The sequence below is a fragment of the Vibrio sp. CUB2 genome (genome assembly GCF_001557945.1).
Taxonomy (GTDB): domain Bacteria; phylum Pseudomonadota; class Gammaproteobacteria; order Enterobacterales; family Vibrionaceae; genus Vibrio; species Vibrio owensii.
On sequence record NZ_LNRB01000002.1, the window covers coordinates 216177 to 230188 of the forward strand.

General features: G+C 46.4%; 14 protein-coding genes. 10 read left to right on the top strand and 4 right to left on the bottom strand.

Features of this window, described 5'->3' with window-relative positions:
* Positions 1–4: 4 nt before the first annotated feature.
* The 4 genes from leuB (at position 5) to ATB78_RS03295 (ending at position 4101) form a co-directional block, all read left to right on the top strand.
* On the top strand, positions 5–1096 hold the full coding sequence (gene leuB / locus ATB78_RS03280; protein WP_005430431.1) for a 3-isopropylmalate dehydrogenase: 1092 nt from the start codon (positions 5–7) through the stop codon (positions 1094–1096).
* A 73-nt stretch (positions 1097–1169) separates the two neighbouring features.
* Positions 1170–2570 (top strand): 3-isopropylmalate dehydratase large subunit, encoded by a 1401-nt coding sequence (gene leuC / locus ATB78_RS03285; RefSeq protein WP_038893917.1) that lies wholly within the window; start codon positions 1170–1172, stop codon positions 2568–2570.
* An 11-nt stretch (positions 2571–2581) separates the two neighbouring features.
* Positions 2582–3184 carry a 3-isopropylmalate dehydratase small subunit gene (gene leuD / locus ATB78_RS03290; RefSeq protein ID WP_061007801.1) on the top strand — a complete coding sequence of 201 codons (603 nt, stop codon included), beginning with the start codon at positions 2582–2584 and terminating at the stop codon, positions 3182–3184.
* Between the two features lie 134 nt (positions 3185–3318).
* Positions 3319–4101, top strand: coding sequence for a DUF547 domain-containing protein (locus tag ATB78_RS03295; protein WP_061007802.1), 783 nt, complete (start codon positions 3319–3321; stop codon positions 4099–4101).
* Between the two features lie 141 nt (positions 4102–4242).
* Here the strand turns inward: ATB78_RS03295 and djlA are convergent, their stop codons facing one another.
* Positions 4243–5103, bottom strand: a complete 861-nt coding sequence (gene djlA / locus ATB78_RS03300; RefSeq protein ID WP_009707793.1) for a co-chaperone DjlA — start codon at positions 5101–5103, stop codon at positions 4243–4245.
* Between the two features lie 269 nt (positions 5104–5372).
* On the opposite strand from djlA, the gene lptD reads away from it, so the two are divergent.
* From lptD to apaH, 6 genes are all read left to right on the top strand, one after another.
* On the top strand, positions 5373–7718 hold the full coding sequence (lptD, locus tag ATB78_RS03305; protein ID WP_061007803.1) for an LPS assembly protein LptD: 2346 nt from the start codon (positions 5373–5375) through the stop codon (positions 7716–7718).
* Positions 7719–7778: 60 nt separating this feature from the next.
* Positions 7779–9062: a peptidylprolyl isomerase SurA gene (surA, locus tag ATB78_RS03310; protein ID WP_005437385.1), complete on the top strand. Its 1284-nt coding sequence runs from the start codon at positions 7779–7781 to the stop codon at positions 9060–9062.
* Positions 9052–10050 carry a 4-hydroxythreonine-4-phosphate dehydrogenase PdxA gene (gene pdxA, locus ATB78_RS03315; protein WP_061007804.1) on the top strand — a complete coding sequence of 333 codons (999 nt, stop codon included), beginning with the start codon at positions 9052–9054 and terminating at the stop codon, positions 10048–10050. The genes surA and pdxA overlap by 11 nt, the downstream gene beginning before the upstream one ends.
* Positions 10047–10856, top strand: coding sequence for a 16S rRNA (adenine(1518)-N(6)/adenine(1519)-N(6))-dimethyltransferase RsmA (gene rsmA, locus ATB78_RS03320; protein WP_009707797.1), 810 nt, complete (start codon positions 10047–10049; stop codon positions 10854–10856). Before pdxA ends, rsmA begins: the two co-directional genes overlap by 4 nt.
* 77 nt (positions 10857–10933) lie before the next feature.
* Complete coding sequence (gene apaG, locus ATB78_RS03325) at positions 10934–11314, top strand: Co2+/Mg2+ efflux protein ApaG (RefSeq protein ID WP_005437382.1); 381 nt, start codon at positions 10934–10936, stop codon at positions 11312–11314.
* A gap of 12 nt (positions 11315–11326) precedes the next feature.
* Complete coding sequence (gene apaH, locus ATB78_RS03330) at positions 11327–12133, top strand: bis(5'-nucleosyl)-tetraphosphatase (symmetrical) ApaH (RefSeq protein ID WP_061007805.1); 807 nt, start codon at positions 11327–11329, stop codon at positions 12131–12133.
* Between the two features lie 67 nt (positions 12134–12200).
* Here apaH and folA read toward each other — a convergent pair whose 3' ends face one another.
* From folA to ATB78_RS03345, 3 genes are read right to left on the bottom strand one after another with little or no spacing between them, the layout of a single operon-like run.
* Entirely contained in the window at positions 12201–12680 is a 480-nt protein-coding gene (gene folA, locus ATB78_RS03335; RefSeq protein WP_061007806.1) for a type 3 dihydrofolate reductase, read from the bottom strand.
* A 9-nt stretch (positions 12681–12689) separates the two neighbouring features.
* Complete coding sequence (locus ATB78_RS03340; protein WP_005437379.1) at positions 12690–13163, bottom strand: threonine/serine exporter family protein; 474 nt, start codon at positions 13161–13163, stop codon at positions 12690–12692.
* On the bottom strand, positions 13163–13963 hold the full coding sequence (locus ATB78_RS03345) for a threonine/serine exporter family protein (RefSeq protein ID WP_061007807.1): 801 nt from the start codon (positions 13961–13963) through the stop codon (positions 13163–13165). Before ATB78_RS03345 ends, ATB78_RS03340 begins: the two co-directional genes overlap by 1 nt.
* Positions 13964–14012 lie beyond the last annotated feature (49 nt).

Genomic DNA, 14012 nt, shown 5'->3' on the forward strand with positions numbered 1-14012 from the left:
TACCATGACAGACAAATCATACAAAATCGCCGTTTTACCAGGCGACGGCATCGGCCCAGAAGTAATGGCGCAAGCACACAAGGTGCTAGATGCAATCGAGAAGAAACACGGCATTGCGTTTGAGCGTGACGAACATGATGTGGGCGGCATTGCGATTGATAATCACGGTTGCCCACTTCCAGAAAGCACAGTAAAAGCGTGTGAAGAGTCTGATGCAGTCCTATTCGGTTCAGTTGGCGGCCCTAAGTGGGAACACTTGCCACCAAATGACCAGCCTGAACGCGGTGCCCTACTGCCGCTACGTAAACACTTCCAACTATTTTGTAACCTTCGCCCAGCGCAAATCCACTCAGGTCTTGAAGCTTTCTCACCACTACGTGCAGACATCTCCGGTCGCGGCTTTGACATCGTTGTTGTCCGTGAACTGACGGGCGGCATCTACTTCGGCCAACCAAAAGGTCGTGAAGGTGAAGGTCCAACAGAGAAAGCGTTCGACACTGAGGTGTACCACCGTTACGAAATCGAACGTATTGCAAAAATCGCTTTTGAGTCTGCTCGTCTACGTCGCAAGAAAGTGTGCTCTATCGACAAAGCAAATGTTCTACAAAGCTCTATCTTATGGCGTGAAGTGGTCGAAGAAATCGCAAAAGACTACCCAGATGTCGAGCTATCACACATGTACATTGATAACGCGACTATGCAGCTTATCAAAGACCCTGCTCAGTTCGACGTAATGTTATGTTCAAACATCTTCGGCGACATCATTTCAGATGAGTGCGCGATGATCACTGGCTCTATGGGTATGTTGCCTTCAGCGAGCCTAAACGAAAGCAAATTCGGTCTGTACGAGCCTGCAGGCGGCAGTGCACCAGATATCGCAGGTAAGAACATTGCTAACCCAGTGGCGCAAATCCTATCTGCGGCACTGATGCTACGTTACAGCCTAGGCGAAGAAACTGCGGCACAAGACATCGAAACGGCCGTTTCAAAAGCACTATCAGCGGGTGAGCTAACGGGTGACCTTGCTGGTGATAATCCAGCACTTTCGACGTCTGAGATGGGCGATAAGATCGCAGAGTACATTTTAAACTCTTAATACCGCACGAATTGATAATAATTATTTGCTCCTGATAAGCCGTTGTCGGGAGCTATACACGAGATAGCAAACAATGGGCAAAACACTATACGAAAAAGTCTACGACGCACACGTTGCCGTCGCAGCAGAAGGGGAAAACCCAATCTTGTACATCGACCGTCATTTGGTACACGAAGTGACGTCTCCGCAAGCATTTGACGGCTTGCGTGAAAAAGGTCGTAAAGTGCGTCAGGTCAGCAAAACTTTTGCAACCATGGACCATAACGTTTCGACAACCACCAAAGACATCAACGCATCCGGTGAGATGGCTCGAATCCAAATGGAAACGCTATCGAAAAACTGTGAAGAGTTTGGCGTTACGCTTTACGACATTAACCACAAATACCAAGGTATTGTGCACGTTATGGGCCCAGAGCTTGGTATTACCCTACCGGGCATGACCATTGTTTGTGGTGACTCGCACACGGCTACACACGGTGCGTTCGGCTCTCTAGCTTTTGGTATTGGTACATCAGAAGTTGAGCACGTATTAGCGACTCAAACGCTAAAACAAGCGCGCGCTAAAACGATGAAGATCGAAGTGAAAGGCAAAGTAGCTCCGGGCATCACAGCGAAAGATATCGTGCTAGCGATCATCGGTGAAACGACAGCTGCAGGCGGTACAGGCTACGTAGTTGAATTCTGTGGTGAAGCGATCACAGACCTTTCAATGGAAGGCCGCATGACCGTATGTAACATGGCAATTGAGCTAGGTGCGAAAGCCGGTTTGATTGCGCCAGATGAAACCACGTTCGAATACATCAAAGGCCGTAAATTCTCACCTCAAGGTGCCGATTTTGATGCAGCAGTAGAATACTGGAAGACATTAAAAACTGACGATGACGCTCAGTTTGATGCGGTTGTGACGCTAAACGCAGCAGACATTAAACCACAAGTCACTTGGGGTACTAACCCAGGCCAAGTTATCGCAGTAGACCAGCCGATCCCAGCACCAGAAAGCTTTGCCGATCCAGTAGAAAAAGCTTCTGCTGAAAAAGCGTTGGCTTACATGGGCCTAGAGGCAGGCAAAGCACTTTCTGATTACAACGTCGATAAAGTTTTCGTTGGTTCTTGTACTAACTCACGTATCGAAGACATGCGCGCAGCCGCTGAAGTAGCGAAAGGTCGCAAAGTCGCATCTCACGTTCAAGCGCTAATCGTTCCTGGCTCTGAGCAAGTAAAAGCGCAAGCGGAAGCAGAAGGCTTGGACGTTATCTTTAAAGAAGCGGGCTTTGAGTGGCGCCTACCAGGTTGCTCAATGTGTCTAGCAATGAACAACGACCGTTTGGGTCCTCATGAGCGCTGTGCATCCACATCAAACCGTAACTTTGAAGGCCGCCAAGGTCGTGATGGCCGCACCCACCTAGTGAGCCCTGCGATGGCAGCGGCAGCAGCAATTGCTGGTCACTTTGTAGATATTCGTGAACTAGACTAAGGAGCAAACAAATGTCAGGCTTTAAACAACATACAGGCTTAGTTGTTCCTCTAGATGCAGCGAACGTAGATACTGATGCCATCATTCCAAAGCAGTTCCTACAAAAGGTCTCTCGCCTAGGGTTTGGTAAGCACCTATTCCATGACTGGCGCTTCCTAGATGATGCTGGCGAACAACCGAACCCAGAGTTCGTGATGAACGCTCCGCGCTACCAAGGTGCATCTATCTTGCTAGCGCGTGAAAACTTCGGTTGTGGTTCATCTCGTGAACACGCACCATGGGCACTAGCGGATTACGGCATCAAAGCGATGATCGCACCAAGCTTTGCCGATATTTTTTACGGTAACTCGATCAACAACCAAATGGTGCCAGTTCGTTTGACTGAGCAAGAAGTGGATGAAATCTTCCAGTTTGTTGAGGCGAATGAAGGCGCAGAAATCGAGGTCGACCTAGAAGCGAATGTGGTTCGTGCCAACGGCAAAGAATATGGTTTTGAAATCGATTCGTTCCGTCGTCACTGCTTACTAAACGGTTTGGACAATATCGGTCTTACCCTTCAACACGAAGATAAGATTGCTGAGTACGAGGCGAATATCCCAAGCTTCTTAAGCTAATTAAAATCGCAATTTAAACAAATAAAAGGTTGGCTTATGCCAGCCTTTTTTCTTTTATTTTCATTGCCTCAAGAAAGAAACTTCGCCTTATGCAGGTCTACAATATCAATAAGGTTTAACCCAAAGGTATCTCTATGAAGCGTCTGTTATTACTCTTGTGTGCGCTCGTTTCTTTCTCGACATTTGCCGCACCTAAATCCGACTTATGGCCGTATTGGAAACAATCGAATCAAGCCAATCAAAGTCAAGTCTCTCATCAAGATTGGCAGCAATTGCTCGATGCTTATTTAGTTGAACAAGGTGAGAATACCTTGTTTCGTTACAACCAAGTCACCTCAGCCGATAAAACTAAGTTGAAACAATACATCCAACGTTTGGCAAAACTCGACCCTCGACAATATAACCAAGCAGAGCAATACGCCTACTGGGTAAACCTTTACAACGCCATCACTGTAGACTTAATCCTAGATAATTATCCTGTCGAATCGATTACCAAACTTGGTGGGCTATTTAGCTTTGGCCCTTGGGGAGACGATGTGGTCGTGGTCAACGGGAAAGAGCTGAGTTTAAACGATATTGAACATCGCATTTTACGTCCAATTTGGAATGACCCGAGAACACATTACGCGGTTAACTGTGCCAGCTTAGGATGCCCTAATCTGCAGTCTCAAGCATTCACTACTGACAACACGCAAGCTCTACTGGATAGTGCAGCTAAAACATTTATTAACAGCAGTAAAGGCGTATCTATCCAAGGTAACACGGCACAGCTGTCTTCTATTTATGATTGGTTTGCAACGGACTTTGGTGGAGAAAAACAAATCTTCAACCACATCGCAAAGTACGCACCGCAATACAAAAATTTCTCTGGTAAAGTGAAATACGAATACGATTGGGACTTGAATCAAGCCAACTAAACTTCGGAGATTTGAGGTCAATTAGCGTTAGGATCATGATAGGCCAAAAGCTAAAGACATCGGCAACTCAAAGACTAAGACATGAAAAAAAGGGCACTCTGTGCCCTTTTTTAAATCCAATACCTGATAGAAAACGTCCGACTACTTAAAGCCTTTGACTTTCTTAATAAGATCGTAAGCGTTTTGAATCTCTTGAGACTTCTCTTTCGCGACGTTCATCATCTCTGGTGGCAAACCTTTTGCCATCAATTTATCTGGATGATGCTCATTCATTAATTTACGGTAAGCACGTTTGACCGTTTTGCCGTCCGCATCTGAAGAGACATCAAGGATTTTGTAGGCATCCGCCAGTTGATCCGCTTGTGAAGCTTGCTGCCAACCTGCCCCTGAAGATTGATATTGCCCTTGTTGCTGACCATGGAAACCACCTTGGCTTTGAAAACGGAACGCCGCTTCTTGCATGTTCAGGCGACGTTCTAGTTGTTCAGAAGAGAATCCTAAACCACGGGCAATTTTGTGCAATACACTGCGTTCACTTGGGTGGATTGAGCCATCAGCAAATGCCGCTGAGATTTGTAATTCCAAGAAGAACTGCAACAAGTCAAAACGCCCTGCTGAAGAGATTTTCACGCGAACCAGTACATCTTCAAGTGGGAAATCACTCTCTTTACCATCACGGAACGCTTCTTGTGCTGCACGACGTTGATCGCCATGCAAACTCATGCGGTCCATCATTGCAGACGCAAGTTGAATCTCTTCTTTGGTCACTTGACCTTTGGCTTTTGCCACATGTCCCATAACTGCGAATGCAGCCTTAAAAAATTCTTCTTGGCGCTGGGCTTGGCTTGGACCTTTGCCAAAGCCTCCGGTAGAAAACCCTGCTTGACTTAAACGACGTGCTTTATCGAATTGGTGACCGATAAATAGGCCAAACAACAAACCGAATGGACCACCGAGTAACAAGCCAAAAAAGGCACCCAAAATTTTGCCAAAAATATGCATTATGTGTTCTCTATCAATGAATTTTTATCGACGACGGCGGTCTTATAGTGCCGGACGCAACGATTTCCTTTATGATAATGGAATTAGTTTTTTTATGATCAGGCTATTTCGCCTGCTTATCTTTGCAGCTATTTTATATCGGCATTATGCCACAGCGAATCCATGCTCTGGGATAATTGCAAACTATAGTTGATTCATTTGGCTATAAAGCGAGGGTACAACAAGCCCTATAGCCATCGAGTAGTAGTGACACAGGAAAGTTCAATTCAATGCAACATTTCTCCCGCACATGTTTAGCGGCCTCTATCAGCACCGCCTTGTTTGTACCCACCACTCAAGCTGAAGCGAATATCAATGATAGTGTGCAGGAAATGCCCACCACAGATCAATGTTTGGTCGAAACAAGTGGTGAGGAGGACGCGCTTAACTCCGAAGTCGTAGTACAAGCAGACCGCCTACAAGCCATCAATGGTGACAAAGCTCAGTACTCTGGCAACGTAGAAGTCACGCAAGGTCCGAAGAAAATCACCGCGGATAGCGTAACGCTTCACCAACAAGACAATGTCGTTGTCGCTGAAGGTAACGTAACCTTCAACGATGGCAAAGTAAAAGCACGCTCAGATCGCGTCACCAACGACATTAATCAAGATACTTTCTCGCTAGAAAACACCGATTACCAATTCCTCTGCCAACAAGGTCGCGGTACAGCTGCGTACATTGCACGCACGGGCCAATCTGTTTACGAACTAGAAGATGGTTCCATTACCTCTTGCCCACAAGGTGATAACTCTTGGCGATTAGTGGCATCAGGAATCGATGTTGATCAAGACGAAGAAACGGCAACCCTGCACCACCCTCGTTTTGAGGTGTTGGATGTACCAGTGTTCTACGTACCTTACTTGACCATGCCAATCGGCGATACGCGTAAAACAGGTTTCCTCTTCCCTTCTATGTCGTACGGTTCAAGTGACGGTCTGGAAGTCGAACTTCCATTTTACTGGAACATTGCACCTCAATACGACATGACAATTACGCCTCTGTACATGCAAAAGCGCGGTACTAAGCTAGATACTGACTTCCGCTACCTAACCAATGGTTGGGGTGACGGTGAGGTCAAAGGCGAATACATGGGCAGCGACAAAAAGTACGATGACGAGTCGCGTTGGGGTTACCAGTTTAAACACGATGGTATCATCAATAAACAATGGGTGGTCAGCCTTGATTACTCCAAAGTAAGTGACATCGACTACTTCCGAGATCTCGACTCTGATATTGGTAACCGCGAAGATGGTCAATTGCTACAAGAAGGCGAAGTTCAATACCGCTCTGACTTCTGGGATGCGTCATTGCGAGTGCGTGATTTCCAAATCCTACTGCAAGAAGATAACCAACCATACCGCTTGCTGCCTCAACTTGATCTTAACTACTACACGCCACTTTGGGGCAACTACGTTAACTTCGATGTGAAGAGCCAAGTGAGTAGTTTCGATACCGATGACACCGCGAAACCAAACGCAACTCGTGTTCACGTTGAGCCAGGTATTACGATCCCGCTGTCAAACTCCTGGGCAACTTGGACAACAGAAGCTCGCGTCTTGTCAACATACTACTCGCAAGACTTAGAGGGATTAACTGATACCGACTTGCGTAACACACTGGATGAAAACGTGTCACGTGTGATCCCCGAGTTCCGCACACATGCTCGCATGTACTTAGAGCGTGATACCAGCTGGATCGAAGGTTACACACAGACGTTAGAACCACAGTTACAGTACTTGTATGTACCTGATGAAGATCAGAGCAACATTTACAACTACGACACCACCTTGCTTCAAACCGACTATTACGGTCTATTCCGCAGTCGCAAATACAGTGGCATCGACAAAATTGCTTCAGCAAACCAGTTAAGCTACGGTGCAAGTACTCGCTTTTTTGATGATGACTACAAAGAGCGCTTGAACGTCTCGTTTGGTCAGATCTATTACTTCGATAAGAAGACTAAGATCAGTAACAACCCAAGCTTGCCAGATGAAACATCAAACTACTCATCGTGGGCGGTTGAGACTGACTTCAACTACAACGATTACCTGTTCTACCACGGTGGTATCCAGTACGACATCGACTTGAGCTCGATGCAGCTTGCAAACAGCACATTGGAATACCAATTTAATGGTGGCTTTATTCAAGGTAACTACCGTTATGTAACGCGTGAATACATTGAAGATACGATCATTGTCGAAAACCTAGATACGATCACTCGTAAAGGTATTTCACAAGCAGGTATCGTGGCGGCATACGAGTTCAACCCGAACTGGTCTGCAAGTGGCCAGTACTACTACGATCTGAATGAAAACATTGATATGGAATGGCTTGCTAGCGTTCGTTACCAATCAGATTGTTGGTACTTTGGTCTGACTTATTCGAACCAACTACTGGGTTGGGATGACAGAGCAATCGGCAGTGATGGTGCATCACCAGAATACGAAAACAACATCAGTGTGAACTTCGGTATTCAAGGCTTTGCAACCAACCAACGCGCAGATTCGGCCGCGAAAGAGCTTGATGGCTCAGACAACGCGATTAAATACGGTCGTCCATTCTATTTGAACAATTAATTGAATTAAGCGTCTTACCTATAACAAGACGCTTAAACACCATTACTGACGGAATTTTTAATGAAAATTTGGAAATCACTCTTATTCACCACCCTACTATCTTGTGGTGTAACAGCAGCGCCAGTAGAGCTTGATAAGGTTGCAGTCATCGTTAACGATGGTGTAATTCTACAAAGCGACATCAATACCGCGATGAAAACGCTGCAAGCTAATGCTCGCCAAAGTGGCAAGAGTCTCCCTTCAGCAAGTGTGCTGAAAGACCAAGTGGTAGAGAAACTGATCATCGACACATTGCAAGGCCAAGAGGCGGAGCGTATCGGTGTTCGTATTGATGACAACCGCCTGAACCAAGCGATCGCAGAAATTGCTCGCAACAACAATCAAAGCGTGGAGCAGTTAGCTGCGTCTGTTCAAGCAGAAGGTCTCAGCTACCCAGAATTCCGTGAGCAGATTCGTAAAGAGATTGCGGCTTCTGAAGCGCGTAATGCACTGGTTCGTCGTCGTATCAACATTTTGCCAGCTGAAGTCGATAGCCTTGCCGACCAATTAGCGACCGAAACTAACGCTACAGTTCAATACAAGATTGGCCACATTCAACTTCGTTTCTCTGACGATAAAGACAAGTCAGAAGTTGAAGCAGAAGCCAATGCATTGGTTAAGAAACTAAAAGACGGTGCAGACTTCTCTGAAATGGCATACACCTACTCAAAAGGTCCTAAAGCACTACAAGGTGGTGATTGGGGTTGGATGCGTAAAGAAGAAATGCCAACCATCTTTGCAGACCAGATCAAGATGCAAAACAAAGGCAGTATCATTGGTCCATTCCGCAGCGGCATCGGCTTCCACATCCTAAAAGTAGAAGATGTGAAAGGTCTTGAGACCGTAGCGGTAACAGAGGTAAATGCTCGCCACATTCTGATCAAGCCAACCGTTATCTTGAGTGATGAAGGTGCACAGAAAGAACTAAACGAGTTCATCCGTCGCATCAAAGCAGGTGAAGCAACCTTTGCTCAACTGGCAACACAGTACAGCCAAGACCCTGGTTCAGCGGCTCAAAATGGTGAGCTAGGTTACCAAACACCTGATTTGTACGTACCAGAATTTAAGCACCAAGTAGAAACACTACCGGTAGGCTCAATCAGTGAACCTTTCAAAACGGTACACGGTTGGCACATTGTTGAAGTTCTAGACCGTCGCCAAGTCGACCGTACAGACTCAGCAATGAAGAACAAAGCTTACCGCATTCTATTTAACCGTAAGTTTAATGAAGAAGCTGGCGCATGGATGCAAGAGCTACGCGCAAGCGCATTCGTTGAAATCGTGGATGACAATGATGGCAACTAATTCGATTCGCAGAATCGTCGTGACCGCAGGGGAACCTGCGGGTATCGGCCCGGATTTGGTACTGGCTCTGTCTAAGGAAGACTGGGCTCACCAAATCGTCGTCTGCGCAGACAAAAATATGCTGTTGGAACGTGCCAACTTGCTTGGCATTGATGTTCAACTGACTGATTACAATCAAGAAGAAGTACCAAAGGCCCAAAAAGCAGGCACCTTGATCGTTGACCATATCGAAATGGCAGAAAGTGTCATCGCGGGTCAACTCAATGAAGCCAACGGCCACTACGTGTTAAAAACACTAGAAAGAGCCGCTTTGGGCTGTATGAATGATGAATTTGATGCTATTGTCACCGGCCCTGTACATAAGGGGGTGATCAATCGCTCTGGTGTTGCGTTCAGTGGGCATACTGAATTCTTCGCTGAGAAGTCCAACACACCGTTGGTCGTGATGATGCTAGCCACCGAAGGGCTGCGAGTTGCTCTAGTAACAACGCATATTCCTTTGGCTTACGTATCTAAAGCCGTCACGGAAGAGCGATTAGAAAAAATCATCGATATTCTTCATAAAGATCTTGTAGAAAAATTTGCCATCTCCCAACCAAACATCTATGTTTGCGGGCTAAATCCACATGCGGGAGAAGATGGCTGTTTGGGTCGCGAAGAGATCGAGACCATCACTCCGACATTGGAAAAGATTCGACAAGAAAAAGGAATCAATCTGATCGGTCCATTACCGGCAGACACCATTTTCAATGAAAAGTATTTAAACGATGCTGATGCTGTTTTAGGCATGTACCACGATCAAGTATTGCCAGTTTTAAAATACAAAGGCTTTGGTCGTTCAGTAAACATTACTCTTGGTCTACCTTTTATAAGAACCTCGGTGGATCACGGTACTGCATTAGAACTGGCAGGGACAGGTCAAGCGGATACAGGGAGCTTCCGAACAGCGCTCACGCATGCGATAGAATTGGTAGAGAAGAAACAATGAGAAATGATGTCCATTTAGGACACAAAGCGCGTAAACGTTTTGGTCAAAACTTCCTGAACGACCCATACATTATTGATGGCATCGTATCAGCAATTAACCCAAGACCGGGGCAAAACCTGGTTGAAATCGGCCCTGGTCTAGGTGCAATCACCGAGCCTGTTGGTCGTGAAGTCGACAAATTCACGGTTATCGAATTGGACCGTGACCTAGCAGAACGTCTACGTAACCACCCTGAATTGGCAGACAAACTTACGATTCATGAAGGCGATGCAATGCGCTTTGACTTCACGCAGTTAGTGAAGCCAAACAACAAGCTACGTATCTTCGGTAACTTGCCATACAACATCTCTACACCATTGATGTTCCACCTATTTGAATTCCATAAAGACATTCAAGACATGCACTTTATGCTTCAAAAAGAAGTGGTAAATCGCTTAGCGGCAGGACCTGGTAGCAAAGCTTACGGCCGTCTAACCGTAATGGCACAGTACTACTGTAAAGTGGTACCAGTACTAGAAGTACCGCCAACGGCATTTGTTCCGCCACCGAAAGTAGATTCAGCCGTAGTACGCTTAGTTCCTTACGAAGAGCTGCCACACCCAGCAAAAGATCTACGTTTGTTGGAGCGTGTATGTCGCGAAGGTTTTAACCAACGCCGTAAGACTGTACGTAACTGCTACAAGTCGCTACTAAGTACTGAAGTACTAGAAGAACTGGGTATCAACCCTAGCATGCGTCCAGAGAACCTAACGCTACAACAATTCGTCGCCATGGCGAACTGGCTCGCGGACAACCCGCAGCAATAAAGAACTCAAACGATAAGCCAAACCCTTGCCGGTTTGGCTTATTATTATTGGGATACAACGTTTCTCGAGGAGTGCACATGGACGTCATTCAACCTTGCATTAAAATCCAAGTTCATACCAAATACATTGAAGAACAGTCCAACCCAGAACTACAGCGATACGTCTTCGCTTATATCATCACAATAAAAAACCTCAGCCAACAAACTGTCCAATTAGTTAGCCGTCGCTGGTTAATCACCGATTCAAACGGTAAACAAATGACGGTCGAAGGTGAAGGTGTGGTTGGTCAACAGCCTTTTATTCCGGGTAACGACGAATACACTTACAGCAGCGGAACTGCGCTTGAAACACCGGTTGGTGTTATGCAAGGACACTACATGTTGTTGGATGAAAAAGGACAGCAATTTATCACCGAGATTGATCCATTCCGTTTAGCGGTTCCAAACGTCTTAAATTAATCAGGAGATTCAGTGGCGACTTATATTGTTGGTGATATTCAGGGCTGTTTTGATGAGCTTCAGCAGCTACTGGAACGGGTTAGTTTCTCTTCACAACACGACCAGCTTTGGCTAGCGGGAGATCTCGTCGCTCGCGGACCTAAATCTCTAGAAACATTACGTTTTGTTAAGTCTCTGGGGGACAGTGCCAAAGTGGTACTTGGTAATCATGACCTACACCTCATGGCAGTGTCGCAAGGACTGAAAAAAGTCAAAGACAAGGACAAGACTGCACCTATTTTTTCCGCTCCGGATAAACAAGAGCTGCTTACTTGGTTGGCTCAGCAACCTCTTATGGCCGAGCATGACGAGTTCGTTATGTGCCACGCTGGTATCTCTCCACTATGGGATCTTGATACTGCAAGAGCGTGCGCACGTGAAGTTGAAAGCATCATACAAAGTAAAGAGCTACCTTGGCTGCTAGAAAACATGTACAGCAACCAACCCGATCTTTGGGATGAGTCCTTGTCGGGTCTCGATCGTTATCGCTACACCATCAATGCGTTTACTCGCATGCGTTTTTGCTTTACTGATGGTCGCTTAGACATGGACTGTAAACTGCCACCGCAAGAAGTGTCTGAAGATGAGCTTGTGCCTTGGTTTAAGCTGCCACAACGAGTCCCACTAGAAAAAGCAGTGCTATTTGGGCACTGGGCAGCACTACAAGGTCATATCGATGAAAGCATAATTGGTCTTGATACAGGCTGCGTTTGGGGCGGTTCATTAACCATGATTCGTTGGGAAGACAAGCAAGTCTTCACTCAAGAAGCACTCAGTTAACGGCTCTGATTGCCGGACGAGAAAACAAAAAGCACCGCATTTGCGGTGCTTTTCTCATTCCATCCGATTACTTTTCGAGGACAGTAAAACGCATGTTGTAAGCGTTTTTCTCATCCGCTTGATATGCTTCAGAGTACGTTTCTTTGAACTCACTTCCCCAATCTGGGAACTGAGTATCTCCATCAATTTCAGCTTCAATATGGGTAACATACAGCTTGTTAGCCATGGGTAGGCACGCTGCATAAATCGCCCCGCCACCAATGATCATGACTTCTTCTACTTCACCAGCAACCTCAAGTGCTTGCTCAATTGATGTGACCGTCGTAACACCTTCAATGGAAAGTGAAGCATCACGGCTGATGACAATGTTCAAACGACCAGGTAAAGGACGCCCAATAGACTCATAGGTCTTACGCCCCATCACAACTGGTTTGCCCATGGTGCAACGCTTAAACCATGCAAAATCGGCAGGAAGGTGCCAAGGCATCTGATTGTCTTTACCGATGATTCGGTTGTCTGCCATCGCGGCAATCATGCTGATGATCATATTGGATCCTTATACTATGGGTCTGCGGCGATAGAATAACAGCCCCGGAACCGCCAAGCCAACCGCTAAGCCAGCAATAATAAACATCGCCTTAAGAAAGTTTTCCATGCACGTAGCAATAAGTTCAGGTGAGTAGCCTAAGTGGTTTATCTCCACCATAGCGATCATCGCCTTATATGCGAATACACCCGGAACCATAGGAATCAAAGCAGCCACAGTGAAGACTTTAGGGTGAGCCAGAAAACGATGGGACCAATGCACACCAATCAAACCGACTAACGTCGCTGCAAAAAACGTTGCCCATTCAATTGGCAAGCCAAAGTGCATCATTAGGTAGCGACTGCCATGACCAATTGCACCACCTACCGCGCAGTACTTGAGTGCTTTTTGCGGCACATTAAACACCATAGCAAAACCAACGGCAGGAATAGCGGCGAAGAACATATCGTTCAACAGCCCTAAGATGAGTTCAAAGACGCTCATTAGCTCATCCACCCCCAAATCCCCGTCACTTCCATTGCCGCAACAATACCGAGGCAAGTCGCTAAGGTTAATAAGCTCGCCATGGTAAATCGCGCAATGCCCATGTTGATATGGCCTTTCAGCATATCGGCTACTGAGTTAATCAGAGGGAAACCGGGTACTAGCATCAATACCGATGATGCCATCGCAACGGTTGGCAGGTTACCAATATCAAAAATCACCGCTTGAGCAGAGATTAGTGTGGTCACAAACGCCGTGACAGCGAAGTTGAGAAGAGGATTAAAGTGGCGGTGGCCAATTTCTTGTCGGGCGGGCATACCGCCAGCAGAAGCAAGAAACGTCATGACAAACACACCTAAGTCTCCACCCGCCAAATGGCTGAAGGCCGCACAAGAAAGGCCGATCATGAACACTACTAACCAACGGTTATAGCGCTCAGGGCTAATGGTGTTGAGTTTCTTCTGCGCCATTCTCACATCGAGTAAGCCGCGCTCCATCATGATACAAATTCGTTGGATCTGGGTGATCACTCGCATATTGATCCCGCGATCGGCGCAACTTCTGGTCGTTGTAATGCAATGATCATCTTTGACTGTCGTGACAACCAAAGCATTCGCAGATAATGCGACTGCCACTTCGCTGACACCACAGGCAATACCAATGCGCTGCATGATGTCACTCACAAGCGTACTTTCTGCCCCGTGGGCTAAGAGCATTTGCCCTGCTTGGGCTACGAGCCGAGAAATGGCCCTTTGGTTGGATGCCGTCGTTGCACAAGACGGTATAACTTCCGATGTCATAAATACTTCCTAAGTCCGTTAAGCTCATTATTGTGCCGCAAATCACATC

Coding starts and splice junctions, on each gene's coding strand:
- leuB (WP_005430431.1), top strand. CDS start 5: ATGACAGACAAATCATACAAAATCGCCGTTTTACCAGGCGACGGCATC.
- leuC (WP_038893917.1), top strand. CDS start 1,170: ATGGGCAAAACACTATACGAAAAAGTCTACGACGCACACGTTGCCGTC.
- leuD (WP_061007801.1), top strand. CDS start 2,582: ATGTCAGGCTTTAAACAACATACAGGCTTAGTTGTTCCTCTAGATGCA.
- ATB78_RS03295 (WP_061007802.1), top strand. CDS start 3,319: ATGAAGCGTCTGTTATTACTCTTGTGTGCGCTCGTTTCTTTCTCGACA.
- djlA (WP_009707793.1), bottom strand. CDS start 5,103: ATGCATATTTTTGGCAAAATTTTGGGTGCCTTTTTTGGCTTGTTACTC.
- lptD (WP_061007803.1), top strand. CDS start 5,373: ATGCAACATTTCTCCCGCACATGTTTAGCGGCCTCTATCAGCACCGCC.
- surA (WP_005437385.1), top strand. CDS start 7,779: ATGAAAATTTGGAAATCACTCTTATTCACCACCCTACTATCTTGTGGT.
- pdxA (WP_061007804.1), top strand. CDS start 9,052: ATGGCAACTAATTCGATTCGCAGAATCGTCGTGACCGCAGGGGAACCT.
- rsmA (WP_009707797.1), top strand. CDS start 10,047: ATGAGAAATGATGTCCATTTAGGACACAAAGCGCGTAAACGTTTTGGT.
- apaG (WP_005437382.1), top strand. CDS start 10,934: ATGGACGTCATTCAACCTTGCATTAAAATCCAAGTTCATACCAAATAC.
- folA (WP_061007806.1), bottom strand. CDS start 12,680: ATGATCATCAGCATGATTGCCGCGATGGCAGACAACCGAATCATCGGT.
- ATB78_RS03340 (WP_005437379.1), bottom strand. CDS start 13,163: ATGAGCGTCTTTGAACTCATCTTAGGGCTGTTGAACGATATGTTCTTC.
- ATB78_RS03345 (WP_061007807.1), bottom strand. CDS start 13,963: ATGACATCGGAAGTTATACCGTCTTGTGCAACGACGGCATCCAACCAA.